20 protein-coding genes and 1 riboswitch are annotated in these 22,068 nt (G+C 72.8%); of the genes, 10 read left to right on the top strand and 10 right to left on the bottom strand.

The genetic code is table 11. From position 1 onward, the window contains the following. Positions 1-41: 41 nt before the first annotated feature. Positions 42-1,034, bottom strand: a complete 993-nt coding sequence (locus H958_RS43420; RefSeq protein ID WP_028059331.1) for a sugar phosphate nucleotidyltransferase — start codon at positions 1,032-1,034, stop codon at positions 42-44. 136 nt (positions 1,035-1,170) lie between these two features. Between H958_RS43420 and H958_RS37605 the strand changes: the two genes are divergently transcribed. From H958_RS37605 to H958_RS0115380, 7 genes are all read left to right on the top strand, one after another. Then, entirely contained in the window at positions 1,171-1,770 is a 600-nt protein-coding gene (locus H958_RS37605; protein WP_156028004.1) for a helix-turn-helix transcriptional regulator, read from the top strand. Positions 1,771-1,853: 83 nt separating this feature from the next. Next, positions 1,854-2,843, top strand: a complete 990-nt coding sequence (locus H958_RS0115405; protein ID WP_196807363.1) for an SDR family NAD(P)-dependent oxidoreductase — start codon at positions 1,854-1,856, stop codon at positions 2,841-2,843. Further along, positions 2,843-3,979, top strand: a complete 1,137-nt coding sequence (locus tag H958_RS0115400; protein WP_028059329.1) for a DegT/DnrJ/EryC1/StrS family aminotransferase — start codon at positions 2,843-2,845, stop codon at positions 3,977-3,979. The genes H958_RS0115405 and H958_RS0115400 overlap by 1 nt, the downstream gene beginning before the upstream one ends. A 6-nt stretch (positions 3,980-3,985) precedes the next feature. Further along, positions 3,986-4,687: a sugar transferase gene (locus tag H958_RS37600; protein WP_081685915.1), complete on the top strand. Its 702-nt coding sequence runs from the start codon at positions 3,986-3,988 to the stop codon at positions 4,685-4,687. Then, the gene (locus H958_RS37595; protein WP_051324294.1) at positions 4,684-5,766 is read left to right on the top strand and encodes a Gfo/Idh/MocA family protein; all 1,083 of its coding nucleotides are present in this window, start codon (positions 4,684-4,686) and stop codon (positions 5,764-5,766) included. Before H958_RS37600 ends, H958_RS37595 begins: the two co-directional genes overlap by 4 nt. A gap of 2 nt (positions 5,767-5,768) precedes the next feature. Next, positions 5,769-6,995 (top strand): glycosyltransferase family 4 protein, encoded by a 1,227-nt coding sequence (locus tag H958_RS0115385; RefSeq protein WP_028059328.1) that lies wholly within the window; start codon positions 5,769-5,771, stop codon positions 6,993-6,995. A gap of 106 nt (positions 6,996-7,101) precedes the next feature. Then, positions 7,102-7,716 carry a response regulator transcription factor gene (locus tag H958_RS0115380; RefSeq protein ID WP_037410168.1) on the top strand — a complete coding sequence of 205 codons (615 nt, stop codon included), beginning with the start codon at positions 7,102-7,104 and terminating at the stop codon, positions 7,714-7,716. On the opposite strand, the gene H958_RS0115375 is transcribed toward H958_RS0115380, so the two are convergent. Together H958_RS0115375 and H958_RS0115370 are read right to left on the bottom strand one after the other, a co-directional pair. Beyond that, entirely contained in the window at positions 7,713-8,738 is a 1,026-nt protein-coding gene (locus tag H958_RS0115375; RefSeq protein WP_156028003.1) for a UDP-N-acetylglucosamine 2-epimerase, read from the bottom strand. The two genes, H958_RS0115380 and H958_RS0115375, sit on opposite strands and share 4 nt — an antisense overlap. An 11-nt stretch (positions 8,739-8,749) precedes the next feature. Continuing rightward, positions 8,750-9,811: a UDP-N-acetylglucosamine 2-epimerase gene (locus H958_RS0115370; RefSeq protein ID WP_028059325.1), complete on the bottom strand. Its 1,062-nt coding sequence runs from the start codon at positions 9,809-9,811 to the stop codon at positions 8,750-8,752. Positions 9,812-10,085: 274 nt separating this feature from the next. Between H958_RS0115370 and H958_RS0115365 the strand changes: the two genes are divergently transcribed. Beyond that, entirely contained in the window at positions 10,086-11,726 is a 1,641-nt protein-coding gene (locus H958_RS0115365; protein WP_196807362.1) for a hybrid sensor histidine kinase/response regulator, read from the top strand. Between the two features lie 5 nt (positions 11,727-11,731). On the opposite strand, the gene glmS is transcribed toward H958_RS0115365, so the two are convergent. The 6 genes from glmS to rplM all read right to left on the bottom strand — a co-directional run bounded on the left by glmS (position 11,732) and on the right by rplM (position 18,539). Further along, positions 11,732-13,579 (bottom strand): glutamine--fructose-6-phosphate transaminase (isomerizing), encoded by a 1,848-nt coding sequence (gene glmS / locus H958_RS0115360; RefSeq protein ID WP_028059323.1) that lies wholly within the window; start codon positions 13,577-13,579, stop codon positions 11,732-11,734. 33 nt (positions 13,580-13,612) lie between these two features. Further along, a complete protein-coding gene (locus tag H958_RS0115355) occupies positions 13,613-14,629 on the bottom strand; it encodes a TolB-like translocation protein (protein WP_028059322.1) in 1,017 nt (338 codons plus the stop codon). Further along, a complete protein-coding gene (locus H958_RS0115350; protein WP_196807361.1) occupies positions 14,622-15,869 on the bottom strand; it encodes an MFS transporter in 1,248 nt (415 codons plus the stop codon). Before H958_RS0115350 ends, H958_RS0115355 begins: the two co-directional genes overlap by 8 nt. Before the next feature lie 48 nt (positions 15,870-15,917). Then, on the bottom strand, positions 15,918-17,264 hold the full coding sequence (gene glmM, locus H958_RS0115345; RefSeq protein ID WP_231379254.1) for a phosphoglucosamine mutase: 1,347 nt from the start codon (positions 17,262-17,264) through the stop codon (positions 15,918-15,920). Continuing rightward, complete coding sequence (gene rpsI / locus H958_RS45130; RefSeq protein WP_407641144.1) at positions 17,264-17,794, bottom strand: 30S ribosomal protein S9; 531 nt, start codon at positions 17,792-17,794, stop codon at positions 17,264-17,266. Before rpsI ends, glmM begins: the two co-directional genes overlap by 1 nt. Before the next feature lie 304 nt (positions 17,795-18,098). Next, positions 18,099-18,539, bottom strand: a complete 441-nt coding sequence (gene rplM / locus H958_RS0115335) for a 50S ribosomal protein L13 (RefSeq protein WP_028059318.1) — start codon at positions 18,537-18,539, stop codon at positions 18,099-18,101. 109 nt (positions 18,540-18,648) lie between these two features. Then, a riboswitch (cyclic di-AMP (ydaO/yuaA leader) is annotated at positions 18,649-18,790 on the top strand. 127 nt (positions 18,791-18,917) lie between these two features. Between rplM and H958_RS43415 the strand changes: the two genes are divergently transcribed. Beyond that, positions 18,918-20,117 (top strand): M23 family metallopeptidase, encoded by a 1,200-nt coding sequence (locus H958_RS43415; RefSeq protein WP_051324293.1) that lies wholly within the window; start codon positions 18,918-18,920, stop codon positions 20,115-20,117. Positions 20,118-20,222: 105 nt separating this feature from the next. After that, positions 20,223-20,954: an acyltransferase gene (locus H958_RS0115325; RefSeq protein WP_196807360.1), complete on the top strand. Its 732-nt coding sequence runs from the start codon at positions 20,223-20,225 to the stop codon at positions 20,952-20,954. Between the two features lie 14 nt (positions 20,955-20,968). Here the strand turns inward: H958_RS0115325 and H958_RS0115320 are convergent, their stop codons facing one another. Further along, on the bottom strand, positions 20,969-22,063 hold the full coding sequence (locus H958_RS0115320) for a DegT/DnrJ/EryC1/StrS family aminotransferase (protein ID WP_028059316.1): 1,095 nt from the start codon (positions 22,061-22,063) through the stop codon (positions 20,969-20,971). Between the last annotated feature and the right edge of the window lie 5 nt (positions 22,064-22,068).

Raw genomic sequence — 22,068 nt, 5'->3', positions numbered from 1 at the left:
CACAGTGACAACGGAATGACCGCCGCCAAATTCGCGCGAGTTCAACTCAACACCACCTCGGCACCTTCGCCGACCGATATTCGGATTCCGCCGGGCGCCCCGAAGCCGCGGACGATGCGCGCCCCGCGGCCGATGACGCTGGATTCGAGACGGGTCCCCAGGTAACGCAGCTCGGCGCCGGGCAGGACGATCGAGTACTCGACCTGCGAGCCCTCGATCACCACCCCCGCGCCGATCGATGTGGACGGCCCGACATAGGCGTCCGTGATCTCGGCGCCCGGGCCGATGATCGCCGGGCCCCGGAGCAGGCTGCGGCGCACGCGCGCCGTCTTGTGGACGATCACCGGTCCCTGCACGGTGCAGTCCTCCAGGGACGCGGGGTCGTACGAGGACTCGATGCCCTCGAGCATCCGCCGGTTGCTCTCGAGCAGCGACTCCTGATCGCCGTGGCAGGGTAGGCAGCCGTCGACGCGCTGGATGCGCACGCGTCCACCATGGGCGCGCACGTCCGCGACGGGGTTCGCGGACGTGTCGCCGCCGTCGAGCAGGATCGAGATGGCGCGCGGGCTGAGCAGGTATCCCGGCGCGGGCGTGCGCGTCAGCCGCTCGCCGTCGCGGGCGAGCCGCAGCGCGAGCGTGTCGAGCTCCTCGCGCGCGAACGCAGCGATGTGCGCGTGCATCCGTTCGCGCAGCAGCGCGTCTCCGTGCTGCACGAGGACCGGCTCGCCGTCGAGGAAGTCGCGCCCGACGGACAGCGCGCCGCCCAGGCCGTCCGTGGCGCGCCACGTCTCGTAGCGGATGCTCAGGCCAAGGTCCCGCCCGTCGCCGACGGCGCGCTCGATCGCCGCGCCGGACTCGGGCTCGACGAGCATCACGGCCTCGAGCACGCCCGCCGCGCGCAGAGCTTCGAGGTTGTGGAAGAGGATCGGGCGGTTCGCGACGGGGAAGAGGTGCTTCGGCCCCGCAGGCGCAGTCGGCCAAGGGCGGTCCTCGCCGACGCGACCCGTGAGGATCAAGGCCTTCGCAATCTCCATGCCCACCAACGGACGTACGACCCCGCTGCAACCGCGGCGGGCCGGCGACCGGAGGATGAAAAACGGTGGATGCGTCCCTGCGGGGACTTGTGGTCACCGCGCGGAAGCAACGCCTTGATGAGTTCGTTACTCGATCGTGAGCGCCCCACAAACAGCGCATGACGCGCCGCCGATCGCCGTGGCGATCGGTGCCGACCGGCGGCTGCAGGACCACGCCGAGCGGTTGCTGACGGATGCCGGGTTCGTGGTGGAGGTCGTCTCCCGCGAGGATGTCGTGGACGCGATCGCCGCCGCCGCGGCCGCATTCCCCGGCATGCCGATCGTCGCCGTCCCCCCTGCCGGGACGACGCGCGCCCAGTTGCGCAGGGCGCTGCATGCCGGCGCGTCCGGGATCGTCATCGACGACCGGGTCCCCGGCGCGCTGGTGCCTACGGCCCGCGCGATCGCGGCGGGCCAGCTGGCGGTCCCTCCCGCACTGACGCGGCTGCTTGCGCCGCGCGCGCTCTCGCATCGCGAGAAGGAGATCCTCGCGCTGGTCGTCAGCGGCTGTACGAACCGGCAGATCGCCGATCGCCTGTTCGTCGCCGAGTCGACGGTCAAGACCCACCTCTCCTCCGCCTTCGCCAAGCTCGAGACGCGCTCACGCGCGGAGGCCGCCGCCCTGATCCTGGACCCCGAGGAGGGGTACGGGCTGGGAGTCCTGGCACTGGCGCCGCCGGCGGAGCAGGCCGCATGATCGGCGTCGACGCGACGGAAGATCCGTCCACCACGCCACGTTGTCTGAGCGTGGTCAAGAACCCGATGGGAGTTGAATCGAACATGATCCGAGGCGAGCGCATCCTCGTCACCGGTGGCGCTGGGACCATCGGATCCAACATCGCCGACCAGCTCGTGGAGGCCGGCGCCGGCGAGGTGGTGGTGCTGGACAACTTCGTCCGCGGCCGCCGCGACAACCTCGCGTGGGCGCAGGACAACGGGAACGTCACCCTCGTCGAGGGGGACATCTGCGACCGCGAGCTCGTCCGCGAGCTCGTCGACGGCGTCAGCGTCGTCTTCCACCAGGCCGCGCTGCGGATCACGCAGTGCGCGGAGGAGCCGCGGCTCGCCGTCGAGGTGCTGGTCGACGGCACCTTCAACGTCGTGGAGGCTGCCGCGCAGGCCGGCGTCCGCAAGCTCGTCGCCGCCTCGTCGGCCTCGATCTACGGCCTCGCGGAGTCCTTCCCCACGACCGAGCGCAACCACCCGTACGCGAACGACACGCTGTACGGCGCCGCGAAGACCTTCAACGAGGGCCTGCTGCGCTCGTTCCACGCGATGGCCGGGCTCGACTACGTCGCCCTGCGCTACTTCAACGTCTACGGCCCGCGCATGGACATCCACGGGGTCTACACCGAGGTGCTCGTGCGCTGGATGGAGCGGATCGCCGCCGGCCAGCCGCCGCTGATCTTCGGGGACGGCGCGCAGACGATGGACTTCGTCTTCACGACGGACATCGCCCGCGCGAACATCCTGGCCGCGACGAGCGACGTGACCGACCGCGTCTACAACGTCGCCAGCGGCACGGAGACGAGCCTGCTCGAGCTGGCCAACGCCCTGCTGCGCGTCATGGGCTCCGACCTCTCGGTCGAGTTCGGCCCGGAGCGCGCCGTCAACGGCGTCACGCGCCGGCTCGCCGACACGACGGCGGCGCGCGAGGACCTCGGCTTCGTCGCCGAGACCGACCTCGAGTCGGGCCTCGCCCAACTGGTCGAGTGGTGGTCCGCAAACCGCGCGGGCGGCCGCTTCGAGCCGCTCGCGAAGGCGTCCTGATGCAGGTCCCGTTCGCCAAGCCGAAGTTCTTCGGCGGCGAGGCCGAGGCGCTCGCGGAGGTCATCGCCTCCGGCTGGGTCTCGCAGGGCCCGCGCGTCCAGGCGTTCGAGAACGCGTTCGCGGCGCGGGTCGGCGCCGAGCACGCCATCGCCACGACGAACTGCACGACCGCCCTGCACCTCGCGCTGTACGCGTCGGGGGTCGGGCCGGGCGACGAGGTCATCGTCCCGTCGCTCTCGTTCATCGCGACCGCCAACGCCGTCTGGCACTGCGGCGCGACGCCGGTCTTCGCCGACGTCGAGCCGCTGACGTACAACCTCGATCCCGTCGCCGCCGAGCGCGCGATCACGCCGCGCACCAAGGCGATCATGCCCGTGCACCAGATCGGCCTCCCGGCCGACATGGACGGCTTCTTCGCCATCGGCGAGCGCCACGGGGTGAAGATCATCGAGGACGCGGCATGCGCCATCGGCGCGACCTACAAGGGCCGGCCGATCGGCTCGCTCGAGTCGCCCGCGTGCTTCTCGCTGCACCCCCGCAAGGTCATCACCAGCGGCGAGGGCGGCATGATCACCACCAACGACGGCGCGCTCGCCGACCGCCTGCGCAAGCTGCGCCAGCACGCGATGGATCTCTCCGACCTCGCGCGCCACAACGCGAAGGACATCCTCTTCGAGAGCTACCCGGAGCGCGGCTGGAACACCCGCATGACCGACATGCAGGCGGCGCTCGGGCTGTGCCAGCTCCAAGCGCTGGACGAGATCGTCGCCGAGCGCAAGCGCCAGGCGGATCGCTACACGGCGGCGCTGGCATCGATCCCGCTCCTCGAGCCGCCGTACGAACCGGGCTACGCCGTCCGCACGTGGCAGTCCTACGCGGTGCGCGTCTCGCCTTCGGCGCCGATCGACCGGACCGAGCTGATGCGCCGGCTGCTCCACGACGGCGTGGCGACGCGCCGCGGCGTCATGGCGATCCACCACGAGCCGGCGTACGCGGGCACGGACCTGCTGCTGCCGCACACGGAGGCGGCAGCGCGCGATTCCATCCTGCTGCCGCTCTTCCCGGGTCTCGGCGACGACGCGCAGGACTACGTCATCGAGCGGCTCGGCCTGCACATGATGGCCCGCGCCGCCTAAGGAAGCATGGGAGCCGCAAGCATGGACGTGGCAGGTGTCATGACCGCGGAGGCGACGATCCCGGTCAGCCGGGAGTCGCGCTGGACGATCATCAGCTGCAGGGCGCTCGACATCGGGCTCGCCGCCGCGCTCCTGCTCCTGCTCTGCCCCGTGCTGATCGCGATCGCGCTGGTCATCCGGCTCGACTCGCGCGGCTGGGTGATCTTCCGGCAGCGGCGCGTCGGTCGCGACCTGCGGCCGTTCACGGTGAACAAGTTCCGCACGATGCGGGCCGACGCCGACCACGAGACGCACCGCAACTTCGTCCTGAAGCTGATCACCCGCGGCGAAGGCGACGACACGGTCGAGAAGCCGTTCTTCAAGATCGCCAGCGACTCCCGCGTCACGCGCGTGGGCCGCTTCCTGCGGCGCTCGAGCCTCGATGAGCTGCCGCAGCTGTGGAACGTGCTGCGCGGCGACATGTCGCTCGTCGGCCCGCGCCCCCCGATCCCGTATGAGGTGGAGCACTACCCCTCGCACTGGTTCGCCCGTTTCGCCGTCAAGCCGGGCCTCACGGGTCTGTGGCAGGTGAGCGGCCGTTCGCAACTGACATTGGAGGAGATGATCCGCTTGGACGTCGAGTACGCCGAGAACCGCTCGCTGTGGGTGAACGTGCGGATCATCGCCCGCACCGTTCCCGTCGTGCTCTTCGCCCGGGGTGCGGCGTGAGAGCCCGCGCGCCGCTGGGCGTGGTCGTCGTCGGCTACGGCTACTGGGGCCCGAACATCGTCCGCAACGTGATCGAGCGGCCGGAGCTGGAGCTGATCGCCCTGTGCGAGCGCGACCAAACCCAGGCCCAGCGGTTCCGCAGCCGGCATCCCGGCATCGAGACCTGGCCCGACTTCGACGAGCTGCTCGCCGACGCACGGGTCGACGCCGTCTGCATCGCGACGCCGCCGCGTACCCACTATGAGCTGGCGCGCAAGGCGCTCGAGGCCGGCAAGCACGTGCTGGTCGAAAAGCCGCTGGCGACCACCGTCGCCCACGCGGAGGCGCTCGTCGACCTCGCGCAGCGCAAGGAGCTCGTGCTCATGCCCGGGCATACGTTCCTCTACAGCCCGCCGGTCAACAAGATCCATGCACTGATCGAGTCCGGCGAGCTCGGTGAGGTCTACTTCGTCACCTCCTCGCGCATGAACCTCGGGATCTACCAAGCCGACGGCGTGGTTCGCGACCTGGCGCCGCACGACCTCTCGATCCTGCTCTATTGGCTCGATCGCCGCGTGGCGAGCGTGAGCGCCGCGGGTTGCACCGTGTTCAACCCGGAGGTCCCGGAGACGGCGTTCCTGACGCTGCGCTTCGAGGACGGGCCTTCCGCCAACGTCCAGGTCTCCTGGCTCGCGCCGCGCAAGGTGCGCCAGATGATCGTCGTCGGCTCGCGCAAGATGGTGCAGTACGACGACACGATCCCCGATGGGGCCGTCCGCATCTACGACCGCGGCCTGGACCTCGAGATCGGCGCGCCGTCCAACTACGGCGAGCACCGGCTGACGTACCGGTCGGGCGACATCGTCGCGCCGCGCATCGACGCGGCCGAGCCGCTGAGCCTCGAGCTGGGCGACTTCGCGAACTCGATCCTCACCGGCGCGCGTCCGCGCTCGCACGCGGAGCTCGGACTCGAGGTCGTCCGGGTGCTCGAGGCGGCGCAGGTGTCCCTGTCGGGCGCCGGCGAGCCGGTCGTGCTGGCGCGCGGCGGCGAGATCGTTGCGAGGTCCGGCTCCTTCGCGCCCGACGGCGGCACGGCCTGACGATGCGCGGCCGCGCCCTGATCATCAGCGAGAACGCGCCGGTCCCGTCTGACCGGCGCGTGTGGAACGAGGCACGGGCGCTCACGGCCGCGGGCTGGGAGGTCAGCGTCATCTGTGCCCAGGGGCGTGACCGCCACACCGCGCCGTTCGAGCGGCTCGAGGACATCGACATCCATCGGTATCCGCTCGAGCCGGCGGCCGGCGGCCCACTCGGGTACGTGCGCGAGTACGGCCAGGCGATGTGGCGGATCCGCCGGCTCGCGCGCAAGCTTGCGCGCACGCGCTCGTTCGACGTCGTGCACGCGTGCAACCCGCCGGACTTCCTGCTGCTGGCGGCGCGCAGCCTGCGCCGCAAGGGCGCCCGCTTCGTGTTCGACCACCACGACCTGGTCCCGGAGCTCTACACGGCCAAGTTCGGCGGCGGCCCGCTGCAGCGCGTGGCCGTGGCGCTGGAGCGCATCGCCTTCCGCGCCGCCGACGTCGTCGTCTGCACCAACGACTCGTACCGCAGGATCGCGCTCGAGCGCGGACGCATGCGGCCGGACGACGTATTCGTCGTCCGCAACGGCCCTGATCTCGAGCGCTTTCGTCCCGCCGCGCCGGACGCCACGTGGAAGCGCGGCCGCAAGCACTTGATCGCCTACCTCGGGATCATGGGCCCGCAGGACGGGCTCGACCACGCGTTGCGCGCTCTCGGCGCCCTGCGCGCCCGGCGCGACGACTGGCACGCCGTCTTCATCGGCGAGGGCGACATGCTCGAGGAGATGCGCGCGCTTGCCGCCGAGCTCGACATCGCCGGCAACGTCGAGTTCGCCGGCTGGCGCTACGACGACGACATCCGGACGATCCTGTCGACCGCCGACGTGTGCCTGGCGCCGGATCCCCCGAGCCCGCTCAACGACGTGTCGACGATGATCAAGATCCCCGAGTACATGGCCATGGGGCGCCCGCTAGTGTCCTACGACCTGCGCGAGTCGCGCGTGTCGGCCGGCGAGGCCGCGCTGTACGCGGAGCCGGGCGACGTCGCCGGCTTCGCCGACCGGATCGAGACGCTGCTGAGCGACCCCGCGCAGCGCGAGCGGATGGGCGCCCTGGGGCGCCGGCGGGTCGAGGAGCAGCTCGCGTGGCAGCACTCGGTCGACCACCTGCTGGCCGCGTACGACCGCGCCTGCGGGGTGGGTGAGTTTCCTGCCCCTCGCGGGGTGGTCGAGTCGCCGACGCCTGCCTGAGCCGGGCACGAACCCGCCGATCGGGTCAGTTGAAGATCACCTTCCCCCCCGATCGTCCAGGCGCGAACCTGGACGCAATGGACGGAAGCCCACGGAGGTGGCGGAAGTGAAGCGTCTGATGATCGTGGCGGACAACTCGTTCGCGGCACAGAGCATTCGGCTGGCCCTGCGGCAGACCGCCGGGTTCCAGGTGATCGGGTTCCTCGACGGATCGGTTCCGATCAACGCCAGGGCGGCGGATCTCCTGCCCGACGTCGTCGTGATCGACGACACGCAGGAGCCCGAGCAGGCCATCGCGCGCCTGACGGAGCTTGTGTCGCTGGTGCCCAGCGCCAAGCGCGTGTTCCTGACCATGCGCATGGACGACCAGTCGCTCGCGTCCGTGTTCGACGCCGGCGCGGATGCCGTGATCGCGAAGTCGGTTCATCCGGTGAGCCTCGCGACGCTCCTGCGCGAGATCTCCCGCGACACCGTCGTGCACATGCCGCGTCGTGCGGCGACCGTGATGTCGCGCAGCGAGTGCCCGCTGACCGACCGCGAGCTCGAGATCCTGCGCCTGGTCGCGCAAGGCCTTACCAACGGCCGCATCGCGCGCGAGCTGTGGGTGACCGAGCAGACGGTCAAGTTCCACCTCTCGAACACGTACCGCAAGCTCGGCGTCGCCAACCGCACCGAGGCGAGCCGGTACGCCCACATGAACGACCTCCTGGTCGCGGCCTAGCCGAATCGCACGCGGGCGAAGTTCGCGACCAGCACGTCGGCGGCGCGCGCGCCGGCCCGGCCGTCCCACAACGGGATGGCGCACGGGGTCGGCGCGTTGCGCTCGGGCCTGATCGCGAGCAGCGCCCGCTCGTCGCCGACCGGGATCGTCGTACCGCCGGCATCCACCCGGACGCGAGAGCCCGAGCCGGCCAGCGCGTAGCAGCGCACGCCGAGCACCGCGGCCTCCTCCTGTACACGCGCGGAGTCCGTCACGACGGCGCCGGCGCCGCGCGCGAGCGCAAGCCGCTCGGCGAAGCCCGGCCGCGGGACGCTGCGAGCACCGGGGACGCGGATCCCCGGAGCTGCCGCGATGACCAGGGGCGTCTTGGCGGCGAGCCGCGCCAGCGGCGCGGCGAGCTGCGTGAGCGCTGCGCCGCCCGTGAGCAGCGCAAGGACGTACTCGCCGCGCTGCACGCCGGCGAGCCGCGCGGAGCCTCGCGGGGCGCGTCGCACCGCGTCGATGAGCGGATTGCCGACGATGTGCGTCCGCTCAGGACCGAAGCGCGGGTCCGCGTCATCTTCGCCCCTCAACAGCAGCAGGTCGGCGAGACGGGCGATCACGCGCCCCTCGGCGCCGGCGGGGCGGGCGCCGATGCGCACGACGGCCACGCCGAGCCGGGCCGCCGCGAGCGCGGCGCCCAGTCCGGCGGTGTCGTCGGCGTGGGTGACGATCGCGACCGGGCGGATGCGCCGGATCTCCTCGCGCATCGCTTCGACCGTGCCGCGGACCTCCCGCAACGGCGTCTGGGCGTCGAGCTCGGCCAGCGCGTCCCTGGTCCCGGCGGCGTCGGCGGCGAGCACGACCTGGGCGAACGCGCCGGTGTCCGCGAGCGCCCAGATCATCGGCGCGATGCGCGGCGCGTCCTCGGCTGAGCCGCTCACGTGGGCGATCGTCCCTCCGTCGCCGTGCGCGATCGCGCTGCGCTGCCACCTGGTGCGCGGCGCCTCGGCGTCCGCCGGACCCGCGGGGACGATGCTCATCCGCGGCGGCGTCACGTCGGGGCCCACGGCGCTTCGGCGAGATCGGCGGCGATCCGGCGGCCGGCCCCGGCGTCCCACATCGGGATGGGCTCGATGACGTCCGCGTAGGAGCCGGTGCCGACCTCGGCGATCGCCTCCGGGTCCTCACCGAGGAGCACGTTGGTGCCGTGCGTGAGCGTCAGCGTCCGCTCGGTCGAGTGCGCGAGCGTGAAGCACGGCACGCCAAGCGCCGTCGTCTCCTCCTGGACGCCCGCCGAGTCCGTGAGCACGGCGCCGGCGCCCGCCTCCAGCGAGAGCCAGTCGAGGTACTCGAGCGGCCCGGTGACGATCGCCCCGACGGAGCGTAGGCGCGCGATGTCCCCCATCGGCTTCATCACGGCGCGGATGGCGGGATGCAGGACGAGCACGAGCCGCATCCGTCGGGCCAGCGTGCTCAGGGCCTCGGCGATCCGGGCGACGCGGACGTCGTGGCCGGCGTTCTCGGCCTTGTGCAGCATCGCCACGACGTAGTCGCCCTCGCGCAGCCCGAGCCGCGTCCATGTCGCGCGCTCGCGCGCGCGGGGAAGCCAGCGCGCCGTCACGGCGGGCACCGTGCTGCCGGCCGGGACGATCGCCCCGTCCGGGGCTCCCTCGGCACGAAGCCGCTCCGCCGCCTCCTCGCCGTCGACGTAGTAGCGGGTCGCAAGCTCGTCGAGCACCATGCGGTTGATCTCCGAGGCGACGCCGCGGTCGTCGCACCGCAGACCCGCACCCACGCGTGCGATCGGCACGTCGTGCCGGGCGGCGGTCAGCGCGGCGGCGAGAGCCGCGTCGCCGTCGCCCGCGATCAGGACGACGCTTGGCCGGCACTGTTCGAGCGCTGACTCGACCGCGCGCGCGACTCCCGCCGCCGGCATCCAGGAGCCGCCGGTGCGCGGCATGCCCCGAGGCGCCGCATCGAGCCGGCCGGACGGGTCGAGGAAGAGCTGCGGCGCCTGCAGGGCCAGGGCGACCGGCGCGAGCCGGACCGCGGCGGAGCGCGAGACGGCGATCTGCAGCGCGTGGACACGCGGCGCCTCGCGCGCCGGGGTCATCGTCGATAGACCGAAAAGCGGGGCGGCAACCATGGGGGTGCCGAGACGTTAAGGGCGTGAACGGCCCCGCGCGAACAGCCCTGATCTTTGGGCCAGGGCCGGACTCGCCGCTCGCCCAGCCTCGTCCATCCGTCCTTCCGCGTCAGCTTTTGGTCGCGCCGTCGCTCCGTCTTCGCGTAGATTCGTCATCTCACGGATGACCTCGCACGAACGATTGGATCATTGGCGCGCCTCGCTCGACTCCGTCGAGATGCTCCGGGAGCGGATCGCAGCGGTGAGCGCGCCGCAGGAGGACCTCATGACGCGCCAGCTGATGGCGCAGGTCGCGCACGCGAAGTCATCGAGCTTCAACGCCCTCCTGGACGCCGGCGGCCACATCCTGGACGTCAACCCCGCCGCGTTGATCGCGGGCGGGGTGGATCGTGCGGAGGTCATCGGGCTGCCGCTGTGGAAGACCGCCTGGTGGACGGACGCGGGCGCCGAGACCGTGCAGCTGGTCGAGCGCGCCGTCCGGTCCGCGGCCGCCGGCCGCTTCGCGCGGTTCGACGTGGACGTGCGGATCACCGGCGCCGGGCGCGAGCTGGGCACGCTGGACCTGCTGCTGCGGCCGCTGCGCGGACGCGACGGACAGGTCGTGTTCATCGCCGCCGAGGGCCGCTCGGTCACCGACCGCAAGCGCGTCGAGCAGCGCCTCGCGCGACAGAACGCCGAGCTGTCGGCGCTCACGGAGCGGCTCGCGCGCGTGCACGATTACCGCGAGCGGCTGCTCGGCGAGCTCTCGCACGACCTGCGCGCGCCGCTGCACGTCGTCATCACGCGAGCCGAGCAGCTGCTGCGCACGGAGACCGAGGAGGAGGTGCGCGCGCAGGTCGTCAACATCCGCGTCGCGGCGCTCGGCGCGCTCGAGCAGATCAACGACATGCTCGAGCAGGTCAAGTCCGATCACGGTGAGGCGCGCCTCGCGCTCGTCGACGCCGACCTCGGGCGCGCGGTCCGGACCGTCGCGGAGAGCTTCGAGCCGCTTGCGGCCGCGCGGGGCATCTCGCTCGCCGTGGAGGTGCCGGACCCGCTGGCCGCCCGCTTCGACGTCGAGCGCGTCAGCCGCATCGTCTCCAATTTGCTGGCCAACGCCATCCGCCACGCGCCGCCGCACGGCCGGGTCCGCTGCTCGCTCGCAGAGGCCGGCGGCAGCGCGACGCTCGAGGTCGCCGACTCGGGACCCGGCGTCCCGGACGAGCACCGCGACCGCGTGTTCGGGCGCTTCCGCTCAGGCCTCGACGGCGACGGGCGCTCGACGGGTGCCGGTGCCGGCCTGGGACTGGCGATCGTGCGTGAGTTCGTGGAGCTGCACGGCGGCGAGGTCTCGCTCGGCGCGGCGCCGGAGGGTGGGGCGCTGTTCACGGTGCGGCTGCCGCTGCTGCCGCCGGACGGCCCGCGCGTCACCGCGACGCTCTCCCAGCAGGCGGCCGCGGCGCAGCGCGCCGAGTACGTTCGCTCGCACCTGGAGGCCGAGCTCGCCGCCGAGCGCTCCAAGCCGCGGATCCCGACCGTCGTGATCGTCGAGCGGGTACCGGGGCGCGCCGACGCGATCCTCGCCGGGATCGGCGACGGCGCCGTCACGTGCGTGGCCGAGGACGCGCTGGAGGCGCTGCGGCTGGCCGTCGAGCTGCGGCCCGAGGCCGTCGTCGTCGGCACCGCGACCGGCGACATGCCGGCGACCTCGCTCCTCCGGCGCCTGGCCGCCGACGAGCGGCTGGCCGGCGTGCGCCGCGTCGCCCTGGCCGGCGAGCGCGAGGAGGACGCCTCCCCGGAGGAGCTGATCACGGCGGGCGCGCAGCTCGTGCTGCCCGCCGGCGCGGCCGAGGAGCTCGGCGGGCGCCTGTGGGCGGCCGCGACGGCGGCCGCCCAGCCGTAGGCGCGTTACTCCACCGTGACGGTCTTGGCGAGGTTGCGCGGCTGGTCGACGTTCAGGCCGCGCAGGCGCGCGATCCGGTAGGCCAGCAGCTGTAGCGGGATGACGGCCAGCAGCGGCTGGAGCATCCAGTCCGTCGCGGGCACGGGCAGGACCTCCTCGGCGTGCTCGCCGAGGTCGGCGCCCTCGGTCGCGACCGCGATCACGCACGCGCCGCGCACGCGCACCTCCTGCATGTTGGAGATCACCTTCTCCAGCACCGGTGAGTCGGTCGCGACGACGACGACGGGCGTGTTCTCGTCCAGCAGCGCGATCGGGCCGTGCTTCATCTCCCCCGCCGCATACGCGTCGGTGGCGATGTAGGAGATCTCCTTCAGCTTCAGCGCGCCCTCGAGGCAGACGGCGAGCCCCGTGTGGCGGCCGAGATAGAGGAAGAAGTCCTTGTCGTAGTGGCGCGCGGCGACGCGCTCGACGATGTCGCCGCAGCGCTCCAGCAGCGTGCCGATGTCATGCGGGATGCGCTTGAAGGCGCCGACGATGCGGGTGCGCTCGTCGGCGTCGAGCGTGCCCCGCAGCTCGGCGATGCGCAGCGCCAGCAGGTACATCACGGCGACCTGGGCGACGAACGTCTTGGTCGCGGCGACGCTGATCTCGAGGCCGGCGCGCGTATACACGACGCCGTCGGCGTCGCGCGTGGCCTGCGAGCCCATGATGTTCGTGACGGCCAGGACGGTCGCGCCGCGCTCGCGCGCCAGCCGCATCGCCGCCAGCGTGTCCAGCGTCTCGCCGGACTGCGTGATGCCGATCACGAGGTCGCCGGGGCCGACCACCGGGTTGCGGTAGCGGTACTCGGACGCGATGTCCATCTCGACCGGCACGCGCGCCCAGCCCTCCAGCGCGTAGCGGCCGATCAGCCCCGCGTGGTAGGAGGTGCCGCAGGCGACGATCACGATGCGCTTGGCGCTGCGCAGCAGCTCGTCGTCGAGCTCGGGCAGATCCACGCCGTCCGCGCGGACGGTCCGGTCGGCGATCGTCTCGGCGACGGCGTCGGCCTGCTCGTGGATCTCCTTGAGCATGAAGGTCTCGTAGCCGCCCTTCTCGGCGGCGTCTGCGTCCCAGTCGACCTCGTACGTGTCGCGCTCGAACGGCTCGCCGGCGGCGGTGAGGAACTCGACGTGGTCGGGGCGCAGCACGACCAGCTCGTCGTCCTCGAGGGCCTGCACGGTGCGCGTGTGCGCCAGGAAGGCGGGGATGCCTGAGGCGAGGAACTGCTCGCCGTCGCCGCGCCCCACGATCAGCGGGCACTCCTTGCGCGCGCCGACGAGCACGTCCGGCTCCTCGGCGGCGACCGCGACGAAGGAGTAGTGGCCGCGCAGGCGGTTGTACGCGAGGCGCACCGCGTCGACGAAGCCGTGCTCGTCGAGGCCGCGCGCGATCAGGTGCGCGATCACCTCGACGTCGGTCTCCGACGTGAAGCGGGCGCCCGCGTCGAGCAACTCGTGCTTGAGCTCGAGGTAGTTCTCGACGATCCCGTTGACGACGACGTGGACGCGGCCCTCGTCGTCATAGTGCGGATGCGCGTTCTCCTCGGTGACGCGGCCGTGCGTGGCCCAGCGCGTGTGCCCGATGCCCGCCGTGGCGGGCGGGGCGAGCACGGCGACGCCGCCGTCGCCGACCCCCTCCAGGGCCGCCTTCAGGCGCTCGAGATTGCCGACGGAGCGAGTGGAGTCCAGGCGCCCGTCGTTCTGAATCGAGATGCCCGCGGAGTCGTACCCGCGATATTCGAGCTTCTCGAGGCCGGCCAGGAGCACATCCTGTACCGGCCGGTGTCCGACGTATCCGACGATGCCGCACACAGTCGGCCTCCTTTCCGGCTTTCGCGGCCCATTCTACGTGGCCGCATCGTCCGCTGTCGGGGAATCTGTGCCGTTCAACCACACCTCCGGGCGGCCCGCCCCGTCGGCGTCGACCATCCACGTCCGCTTGCCGTCGCCATACAGAAGATGGCCGTCGTCCAGCCATGCCAGTTGGTCGTCCACCGACCGCGTCTCCGACAGCGGCGTCTCCTTGCCGGTGGCGAGGTCGAGCACCGTGAAGCGCCATTGCGCCGGGTTGTGGGCGACGGCCTTCTTGTAGCCGATCTGCGTGCCGTCGGGCGACAGCGACGGGCACTCCACGTTCTCGTGGATCGTGTGCGCGGTGCGCGCCCGGATCGAGCCCTTGATCAGCCATGTGCTGCCGTTCGCGGCCAGCGTCGCGTAGAACGTGTCGCCGTCGTCGGCGAACGTCAGGCCCCAGTAGTTTCGGTCCCGCGCGTCCACGACCTTCCCGCGGTCGGTGACCGTGAAGTCCTTCTCGAGGTCGGCGACCTTGCGGCCCGTGCGCATGTCGATGATCGTCGCCGCGGTCGAGAACTGGCCCGGCGCGGCGTACGCGTGGCCCACGATGAACGCGGTGACGCCGCCCCAGCGACCGTCCGGGGAGATGCGCGCACGGCTCGGGATGCCGGGCAGGTCGAGCTCGTGGACCTGGTTGAGCCGGCCGTCGAGCACCTTGACGGCCATCTGCGTGCCGAGCAGGTCGAGGCACAGGCCCTCGCCCGCGCCGAACGCGACGCGGGCGCAGGACGGACCGGCGAGGATGGGCGCGCCGGGCCTGGCGCCGTCGAGCGGCGCGATCGCCATGCGGCCGTAGGTCTCCGGGTGCCGGCGGTCGAGCATGCGCAAGACTGCGATGGGCTTGCCGGAGGCCAGCACCTGCGCCGCCTTCGGCCGCGCGGCCGCGACGGCGCGCTTGGACGCCGCGCGCTCGTTGCCCGCTCCCACGACGGCGATCGCGGCGGCGGCGGCCGCCGCGACGATGCAGACGACGGCGAGCGCCGTGAACGCGATCGCGCGGCTACGCATTCGCGATTCGCAGCCCGCGGACGGCGAGGCACATCGCGACGACGAGTCCGGCGGCGAAGAGCCCGATCGCGGCCTGCAGGCCGAGCCACGTCCAGACCGCGCCGAAGATGACGGAGGCGAACAGCCGCGTGATGCTCGTCGCGGTGCCCAGCAGGGCGAGCCCGCTGCCCCGCAGCGACTCCGGCAGGTGCACGCTTCCCATGGCCATGAGAACGCCGTCGGTGGCCGCGTAATACGTGCCGAGCAGCGCGAGGACCGCGATCAGCGACACCGCGCCGGCCGAGGGCGCCATCAGGATGCAGTAGACCGCGAGCAGGAGGACGTAGCCGCCGATCAGCACGCGCCCGCGGCCCGCCTTGTCGGCGAGACGGCCGAGCGGGGCGGCCAGCAGCATGTACAGCACCGCGGTTCCGGTCGCCAGCAGCGGGAACAGGGCGTTGTCGAAGCCGACCTGGTCCTTGAGCGTGAGGTAGATGAAGCCGTCGCTGGCGGTCGCCAGCCCGAGCGCCGCGCCGGCGACCGTCAGGGCGCGGAACTCGCGTCCCTGCAGGAGCTTCGCGGCGGCCTTCAGGTCAGGCTTCTCAGCCGGGACGCGCTCCCGCACGCGCGGCTCGCGCACGAGCAGCGTGATCACGCCGAGGCCCAGGATCGCGACGAAGAAGGAGATCAGGAACAGCGAGCGATAGGCGTCCGGCGCCGCGGCGAGCAGCGCGAAGGCCACGAGCGGGCCGATCATCGCCCCGGCGGTGTCCATCGCGCGGTGGACGCCGAACGCCAGGCCGAGGTCGCGCTTCGGCGCGGTCAGCGAGATCATCGCGTCGCGCGGCGCCGTGCGCAGGCCCTTCCCGGTGCGGTCGAGCAGGATGATCGCGCTCAGCCCCGCCCAGGCGCCGCCGATCACGGCGAGCCCAAGCTTGCAGACGGCGGACAGGCCGTAGCCGAGCGACGCCATCGTCTTGTGCCTGCCGAAGCGGTCGCCGAGGAACCCGGCCGCGAGGCGCACGAGCGCGCCGGCGCCCTGGTAGAGGCCGTCGACGACGCCATACTGCAGCGGCGAGAAGCCGAGCGTGGCGACGAGATAGAGCGGCAGGATCGCCGAGACCATCTCCGAGGAGACGTCGGTCAGCAGCGAGCAGGTGCCCAGCAGCAGGACCGTTCCGCCGACGCGCTCGCGCAGGCGGCCTCGCGCGAGCGCGCGGCGCGCCCGGCCCAGCGATGAAGTGCTCTCGACGGTGTACACGCCACCCACTCAACGGTGGGCCGGCGCCGATCCTTCTGCGAAGGCGGGTCAGCCGAGCTGCGACTCGACCAGCGCGACGAGCCGCGCGGTGACCGTCTCGGCCTCCTCGACCGTCGGCGCCTCGACCATCACGCGCACCACGGGCTCGGTGCCGCTCGGGCGCAGGAGCACGCGCCCGCGACCCGCGAGCGCCGACGACTCGCGCGCCACGGCGGCGTGGACAGCGCCGGCGCCCTCCAGCGCGCGCCGGTCGGCCACGCGCACGTTGACGAGCTTCTGCGGCAGCTTCTCCATCGCGGCGCGGTCGGCCAGATCCCCGGTCCCGAGCGCTTCGAGCGTGAGCAGCGCGGCCGCGATGCCGTCGCCCGAGGGGACGAAGTTGCGATCGATGATGTGGCCGGACTGCTCGCCGCCGAGCGCCCAGTCGCGCCGGCGCAGCTCTTCGAGCACGTAGCGGTCGCCGACGGGCGTGGTCGCGACCTCGACGCCGTGCTCCCGCATCGCGGTGTGGAAGCCGTAGTTGGTCATCACCGTCACCGCGACGCCGCCGCCGGGCAGGCGCCCGGCGTGCCGTAGGTGCAGTGCGGCGAGCGCGATCAGCTCGTCGCCGTCGACCAGGACGCCGTTGCGGTCCACGGCGAGCACGCGATCGCCGTCGCCGTCGAACGCGAAGCCGATGTCCTCCTCGCTCGCCTGCATCGCGATCTGGAGGCGGCGCGTATGGGTGGAACCGCAGTCGAGGTTGATGTTGCGGCCGTCGGGCTCGTGCGCGAGCACGCCGACGTCGGCGCCGAGACGCCGGAAGATCTCGGGGGCGGCGCGGAACGTGGCGCCGTTGGCGCAGTCGAGCAGGACGCGGCGGCCGGACAGGTCGAGGCCGGCGAACCGCTCGTGCAGCGCGCGCAGGTAGTCCTCCAGCGCGCCGTGGAACTCGCGCACCCGGCCGGGATGCTCGGGGACCGCGGGGGGCTGCTCGAGCGCGGCCTCGATCTCGGCCTCCGTCGCGTCGGACAGCTTGTACCCGTCGCCGCCGAAGAACTTGATGCCGTTGTCCCGGTACGGGTTGTGGCTCGCCGAGATCACGACGCCGAGGTCGAACCCGTGCCGCTTGATCAGCAGCGGCGCGCCGGGGGTCGGCAGGATGCCGCCGAGCAGCGCTTCGCCGCCGGCCGCGGCGATCCCGGCCGCCACGGCCGCTTCGAGCATCTCGCCCGACTCGCGCGTGTCGCGGATGATCAACGCGCGCGCCGGCTTGCCCGGGGAGTGAACCCGGGCCGCCGCGGCGCGAGCCAGCTGAAGCGCCAGCTCGGCCGTGAGGAAGTCGCCCGCGACGCCGCGGACGCCGTCGGTACCGAACAGCTTGCGGATCGCGGCGCTCGTCGCCGCCGCCTGCACTAGCGCTTGCTGAACTGCGGCCGCTTACGGGCCTTCTTGAGGCCGGCCTTCTTGCGCTCCTTCACGCGCGCGTCGCGCGTGAGGAAGCCGCGGCGCTTGAGCTCGGAGCGAAGGTTCGGATCGGCCTCCAGCAGCGCGCGCGAGACGCCGTGGCGCAGCGCGCCGGCCTGCGCGGACACGCCGCCGCCGTGCATCGCGGCCACGACGTCCATGCGGGTCTCGTAGCCGACAGTCTCGAGCGGCTGGCGGATCGTCCGCTGGAGCGTCTCGCGCGGGAAGAAGCTCTCGAGCGACTTGCCGTTGATGATGTACTCGCCGGTGCCGGGCTTGAGCGTGACGCGCGCGACGGCGGTCTTCCGCTTGCCGGTCGCGCGATAGCGCGCGCCCGCGGCGAGGTCGATCGACGCGTCGGCGATCGTCTGCGGAAGCTCGTCATCGGTCTCGGTCGTGACGTCGTCGGTCTCGTCGTCCGGCTCGTCCTCGCTGTAGCGCGGGCGGCCGCCGAGGGCCTCCTCGCCTTCGCGGACGATGTCGACCTCGAGGTCCATGCCCGGGATCGCCGGCTTCACGCGCGGCGTCGCCGTTTCCTCCTCGAACTCCTCGAGGTCCTCCTCGGCGAGGACCTCGTCGCCCTCGACCGCGACCTCCTCGGCCGCCGGCTCCTCGGCAGGCGTGTCCGCCGGCGCCTCAGGCGCCTCGGCGGCAGGGGCTTCGTCCGACTGCGCCGGGGTCTGCTCCGCCGGGACTGCCTCGCGCGAGCGCTCCTCACCGGCTTCGCCCCGCTCGGGCTCGTTGACCTGATCCTCGTTCTCGGCCATGGGGAAGTCTGGTCTCCTACTTCGTCTCGATCAGCGCCATCGGCTGCGGCTGCTGCGCCGTGTGCGGATGGTCGGGGCCCGCGTACACCTTCAGCTTGGTCAGCTGCTTGCGCGCAAGGCGGTTGCGCGGAAGCATGCCCTTGACGGCGAGGCGGATGACCTCCTCGGGCCGGCGCTCGAGCATGTCGTTCAGCGTGCGCGACTTCAGGCCGCCCGGGTAGCCCGAGTGCCGGTAGTACATCTTCTCCGTGCGCTTCTGGCCCGTCACCGAGATCTTCTCGGCATTGACGACCACGACGAAGTCGCCGGTGTCGATGTGCGGCGTGTAGGTGGGCTTGCGCTTGCCGCGCAACGCGTCGGCAATCTGGGTCGCGAGGCGCCCGAGGGTCTGCCCCTCGGCGTCCACGATCAGCCAGTTGCGCTCGCGGTCCTGTGGATTGGCGACGTAGGTCTTCACGATCTCGAGTGCTTTGGGCGCGGTCCGACCACGCGGGTCCGCGCGGCGGCCGATCACTCTAGCAACGCGTTCGGGGCCGCGGTGCCCCGCGCATCTGTATATTGCGCGCGTTCCCAGTCGGCCGAATCCGTCCAGGAAGATGGAGCGGGGGAACCGAACGTTGGGGCGAATCCAGGCATTGCCGCCTGGTAGCGCGAAGGTCACCGCGCGAGCCCGTCAGCTAACTCCGTAGGCCGGCGCGAAGTCGAGAGGGCACGTTTGGGTCCCAGGGGGCTCCGGGCCGCGCCGGCGCGCGGGCGGAGAACGGCATATGCAGGGGCGGCGCGTGGAGTCGCGCCGACTCGTTTCGCGCGCGCGTTCGCGGCCGCCGCGATCGCCGTGCTGATCGCCGCCGCGCCCGTCTGCGCGCAGCCCGCCGGCGGCGCCAAGGGCACGCCCGCGCCGTCCGCCGGCGGCGTCGTCGTCCCGGACGCGGCGCCCGTGCGGTCATCGCTGCCCACGCCGGTGCCGTCGTCGAAGCCGGTCCCCTACGGCGTCTCCACCGCGCCCGGCCCCGCGATCACGCGGCTCGACTGCGCGTCGGCGTGCGCGGGCGTGGCCGTGCGTCCGGGCTCGCTCCTGCGCGTGCGCGGGAAGGCCATGCAGCGAGGGGACGAGGTCGTGTTCCTCGGCGGCGAGGGCGAGGCCGACGACGTCGCGGCGGCGACGGCCGTCCGCCGCAGGACCTCGGTCGACGTGCGCGTGCCGCTCGGCGCGCCGGGCGGGCCGATCGCCGTGGTGGATCGCGACGGGCGCGCGTCGGCGCCTTCCTCCGCGCCGCTCGCGATGAGCGCGGCGCAGGTGATCACCCTGTCCGGCACGGCGCCGTCGGTGGAGCTCGCGGTCCGCGCCCCGCGCGCGTATTACGGCGCCGCGCAACCGGCGACGCTGACGTATGTCGTCCACGCGCCGGAGGCCGTCGATGCGACGGTCGAGCTCACACGCGTCTCGGACGGCGTCGTGATCGCGCGCTGGAGCGCGCCGCAGGTCGCCCCGGAGGCCGCCCAGACGGTGACGTGGGACGGCACCGCCGGCGGGAACCTCCAGCGCGACGGCGAGTACGCCTTCCGGGTCTCGCTCGCCGGCGTCGCCGGGCCGCCGGAGCCGGCCGAGTTCGCGTTCTCGCGCGATCGCTTCCCGATCCTCGGGCCGCACGTGTTCGGCACGGGAACCGCGGCGTTCGGCGGCGGCCGCGGCCATCAGGGCCAGGACGTGTTCGCCGCGTGCGGGACGCCGCTGGTCGCGGCGCACGGCGGCGTCGTCAAGCACGCGGACTTCCAGTCGCGCGCGGGCTACTACCTCGTGGTCGACAACGACGGCACGAGCACGGACTACGGCTACATGCACCTGCGCGAGCAGGCGCTCGTGAAGGCCGGCGACCACGTCGCCACCGGGCAGCCGATCGGCTACGTGGGCGACAGCGGCGACGCCGACGGCTGCCACCTGCACTTCGAGATCTGGACCGCGCCCGGCTGGTACGCCGGCGGGCAGCCGATCGACCCACTCCCCTCCCTGCGCGCTTGGGACCGGCGCGGGTAGCGCGTCGCGGCGGCCTGGTCAGCCGCCGCGACGCGCTCCGCCGGTCGCGCCGGCGAGGCAAGTGGCTGGGACTGTTCGGCTCTGGGGCTGCGAGACTTGCGCGCCGTGATCGACGACACCGCAGAGATCGGGACCGGCGCCGTGCTCGGCCCATACGCCGTGGTCGGAGCGGGCGCGCGCATCGGGCACGAGGCGCGGCTGGGGGCGCACGTGGTGATCCACCCGGGGACGCGGGTCGGGCCCGGCTGCGAGGTCCAGGACGGCGCGGTGCTCGGCAAGCCGCCGAAGCTCGCCCGCCACTCGCGCGCGCTTCGCGACGCTCCCCCAGGGCTGGTGGTCGGGGAGGGGTCCGTCGTCTGCTCCGGCGCGGTCGTGTTCGCCGGCGCCGGGCTCGGCCAACGCGTGATCGTCGGCGACCAGGCCTACGTGCGCGAGCGCGCGTCGATCGGCGACGACACGCTGATCGGGCGCGGCAGCTGCGTCGACAACGACGTCGTCGTGGGCGCGCGGGTGCGCGTGCAGACCGGCGTGTACCTGACCGCGTTCTCTGTCGTCGAGGACGACGTCTTCGTCGGCCCGGGCGCGTGCACGACCAACGACGACACGATGGGCCGCCACGACGCCGCCTACGCGCTGCGCGGCGCGGTGCTGCGCCGCGCGTGCCGGGTCGGCGGCGGCGTCGTCCTGTGCCCCGGCGTGGAGATCGGCGAGGAGGCGTTCGTCGCCGCCGGCGCGGTGGTGACGCGCGACGTGCCCGCGCGCGGCGTGGCGATGGGCGTCCCCGCCCGCGTCGTGCGCGAGGTCGAGCCCGAGGACCTGCTCGAGCGCTGGCGGTAGGCCCGCCCGCGCGCCTACCGGATCGCCGGCGCCAGCAAGCTCGCCGCGGCGACGACCTCGTCCGCCTGCTCGCGGCCGAGCACCGGGCTCATCGGGATCGCGAGGTGCGTGCGCGCCGCCTCGTCGGTCCCGGGCAGCTCGACGTCGCCCCACTCGCGCATCGCCGGCTGCTTGTGCGCCGGCACGCGGTAGTAGGGACGGGCGCCGATCCCGGCCTCGGTCAGCGTGCGGTGCAGCTCGTCGGAGCGATCGTGGCGGATCACGTACAGGTGCCACGCGGGCTCGGCGCCGGGCGTCGGGACCGGGAGCGCTGCGAGCTCGCCGAGGCCCGCCTGTTCGTAGTGGCGCCCGGCGGCGCGGCGGCCGTCGCACCACGCGTCCAGGTGCGGCAACTGGACGCGCAGGATGCCGGCCTGGAGCTCGTCGAGGCGGGAGTTGTGGCCGATCAGCTCGAACGTCTTCTTGTCGCGCGAGCCGTGGAAGCGCAGCGTGCGGACCCGCTCGTCCAGCGCGGCGTCGTTGGTCACGACGGCGCCGCCGTCCCCGAACGCGCCGAGGTTCTTGGACGGATAGAAGGAGAACGTCCCGATCGTGGCGAGCGCTCCGGGGCGGCGGCCGTCGGCCAGCACGGTGCCGGCGGCCTGCGCGGCGTCCTCGACGACCGGCACGCCGAGCGCCTCGATCTCCTCGACCGGCGCGACATTCCCGAAGAGATGCACCGCGACCACCGCCTTGGTCCGCGGCGTGAGCGCCGCGCGGACGGTCTCGGGCGTGATCACGAACGTCTCGGGATCGATGTCGCAGAACACAGGCCGCGCGCCGGTGTGCGGGATCGCCTCCGCCGACGCGTAGAACGTGAACGCGGGCACGATCACCTCGTCGCCGGGGCCGACGCCCAGCGCGCGCAGCGCCAGCACCAGCGCGTCGGTGCCGTTGGCGACGCCGATCGCGTGACGGGCGCCGAGATAGGCGGCGAGCTCCTCCTCGAACGCGCGGACCTCAGGACCGAGGACGAACGCGCCGTTGTCGATGATCGCGTTGATCTTCGCGCGGATCTCGGCGTCGATCGCGGCGAGCGTGGTGGCGGTGTCGAAGAGCGGGACGGCCATGGGCG

Source organism: Candidatus Solirubrobacter pratensis (genome assembly GCF_000425945.1).
Taxonomy (GTDB): domain Bacteria; phylum Actinomycetota; class Thermoleophilia; order Solirubrobacterales; family Solirubrobacteraceae; genus Solirubrobacter; species Solirubrobacter pratensis.
The sequence above is the reverse complement of the archived record's forward strand: the minus strand, read 5'-3'. Positions and strand labels throughout refer to the sequence as shown.

Excerpts from the sequence above, each read along its gene's own strand:
- H958_RS43420 (WP_028059331.1), bottom strand. The coding sequence starts at position 1,034 with ATGGAGATTGCGAAGGCCTTGATCCTCACGGGTCGCGTCGGCGAGGAC.
- H958_RS0115405 (WP_196807363.1), top strand. The coding sequence starts at position 1,854 with ATGATCCGAGGCGAGCGCATCCTCGTCACCGGTGGCGCTGGGACCATC.
- H958_RS0115400 (WP_028059329.1), top strand. The coding sequence starts at position 2,843 with ATGCAGGTCCCGTTCGCCAAGCCGAAGTTCTTCGGCGGCGAGGCCGAG.
- H958_RS37600 (WP_081685915.1), top strand. The coding sequence starts at position 3,986 with ATGGGAGCCGCAAGCATGGACGTGGCAGGTGTCATGACCGCGGAGGCG.
- H958_RS0115385 (WP_028059328.1), top strand. The coding sequence starts at position 5,769 with ATGCGCGGCCGCGCCCTGATCATCAGCGAGAACGCGCCGGTCCCGTCT.
- H958_RS0115375 (WP_156028003.1), bottom strand. The coding sequence starts at position 8,738 with ATGAGCATCGTCCCCGCGGGTCCGGCGGACGCCGAGGCGCCGCGCACC.
- H958_RS0115370 (WP_028059325.1), bottom strand. The coding sequence starts at position 9,811 with ATGACCCCGGCGCGCGAGGCGCCGCGTGTCCACGCGCTGCAGATCGCC.
- H958_RS0115355 (WP_028059322.1), bottom strand. The coding sequence starts at position 14,629 with ATGCGTAGCCGCGCGATCGCGTTCACGGCGCTCGCCGTCGTCTGCATC.
- H958_RS0115320 (WP_028059316.1), bottom strand. The coding sequence starts at position 22,063 with ATGGCCGTCCCGCTCTTCGACACCGCCACCACGCTCGCCGCGATCGAC.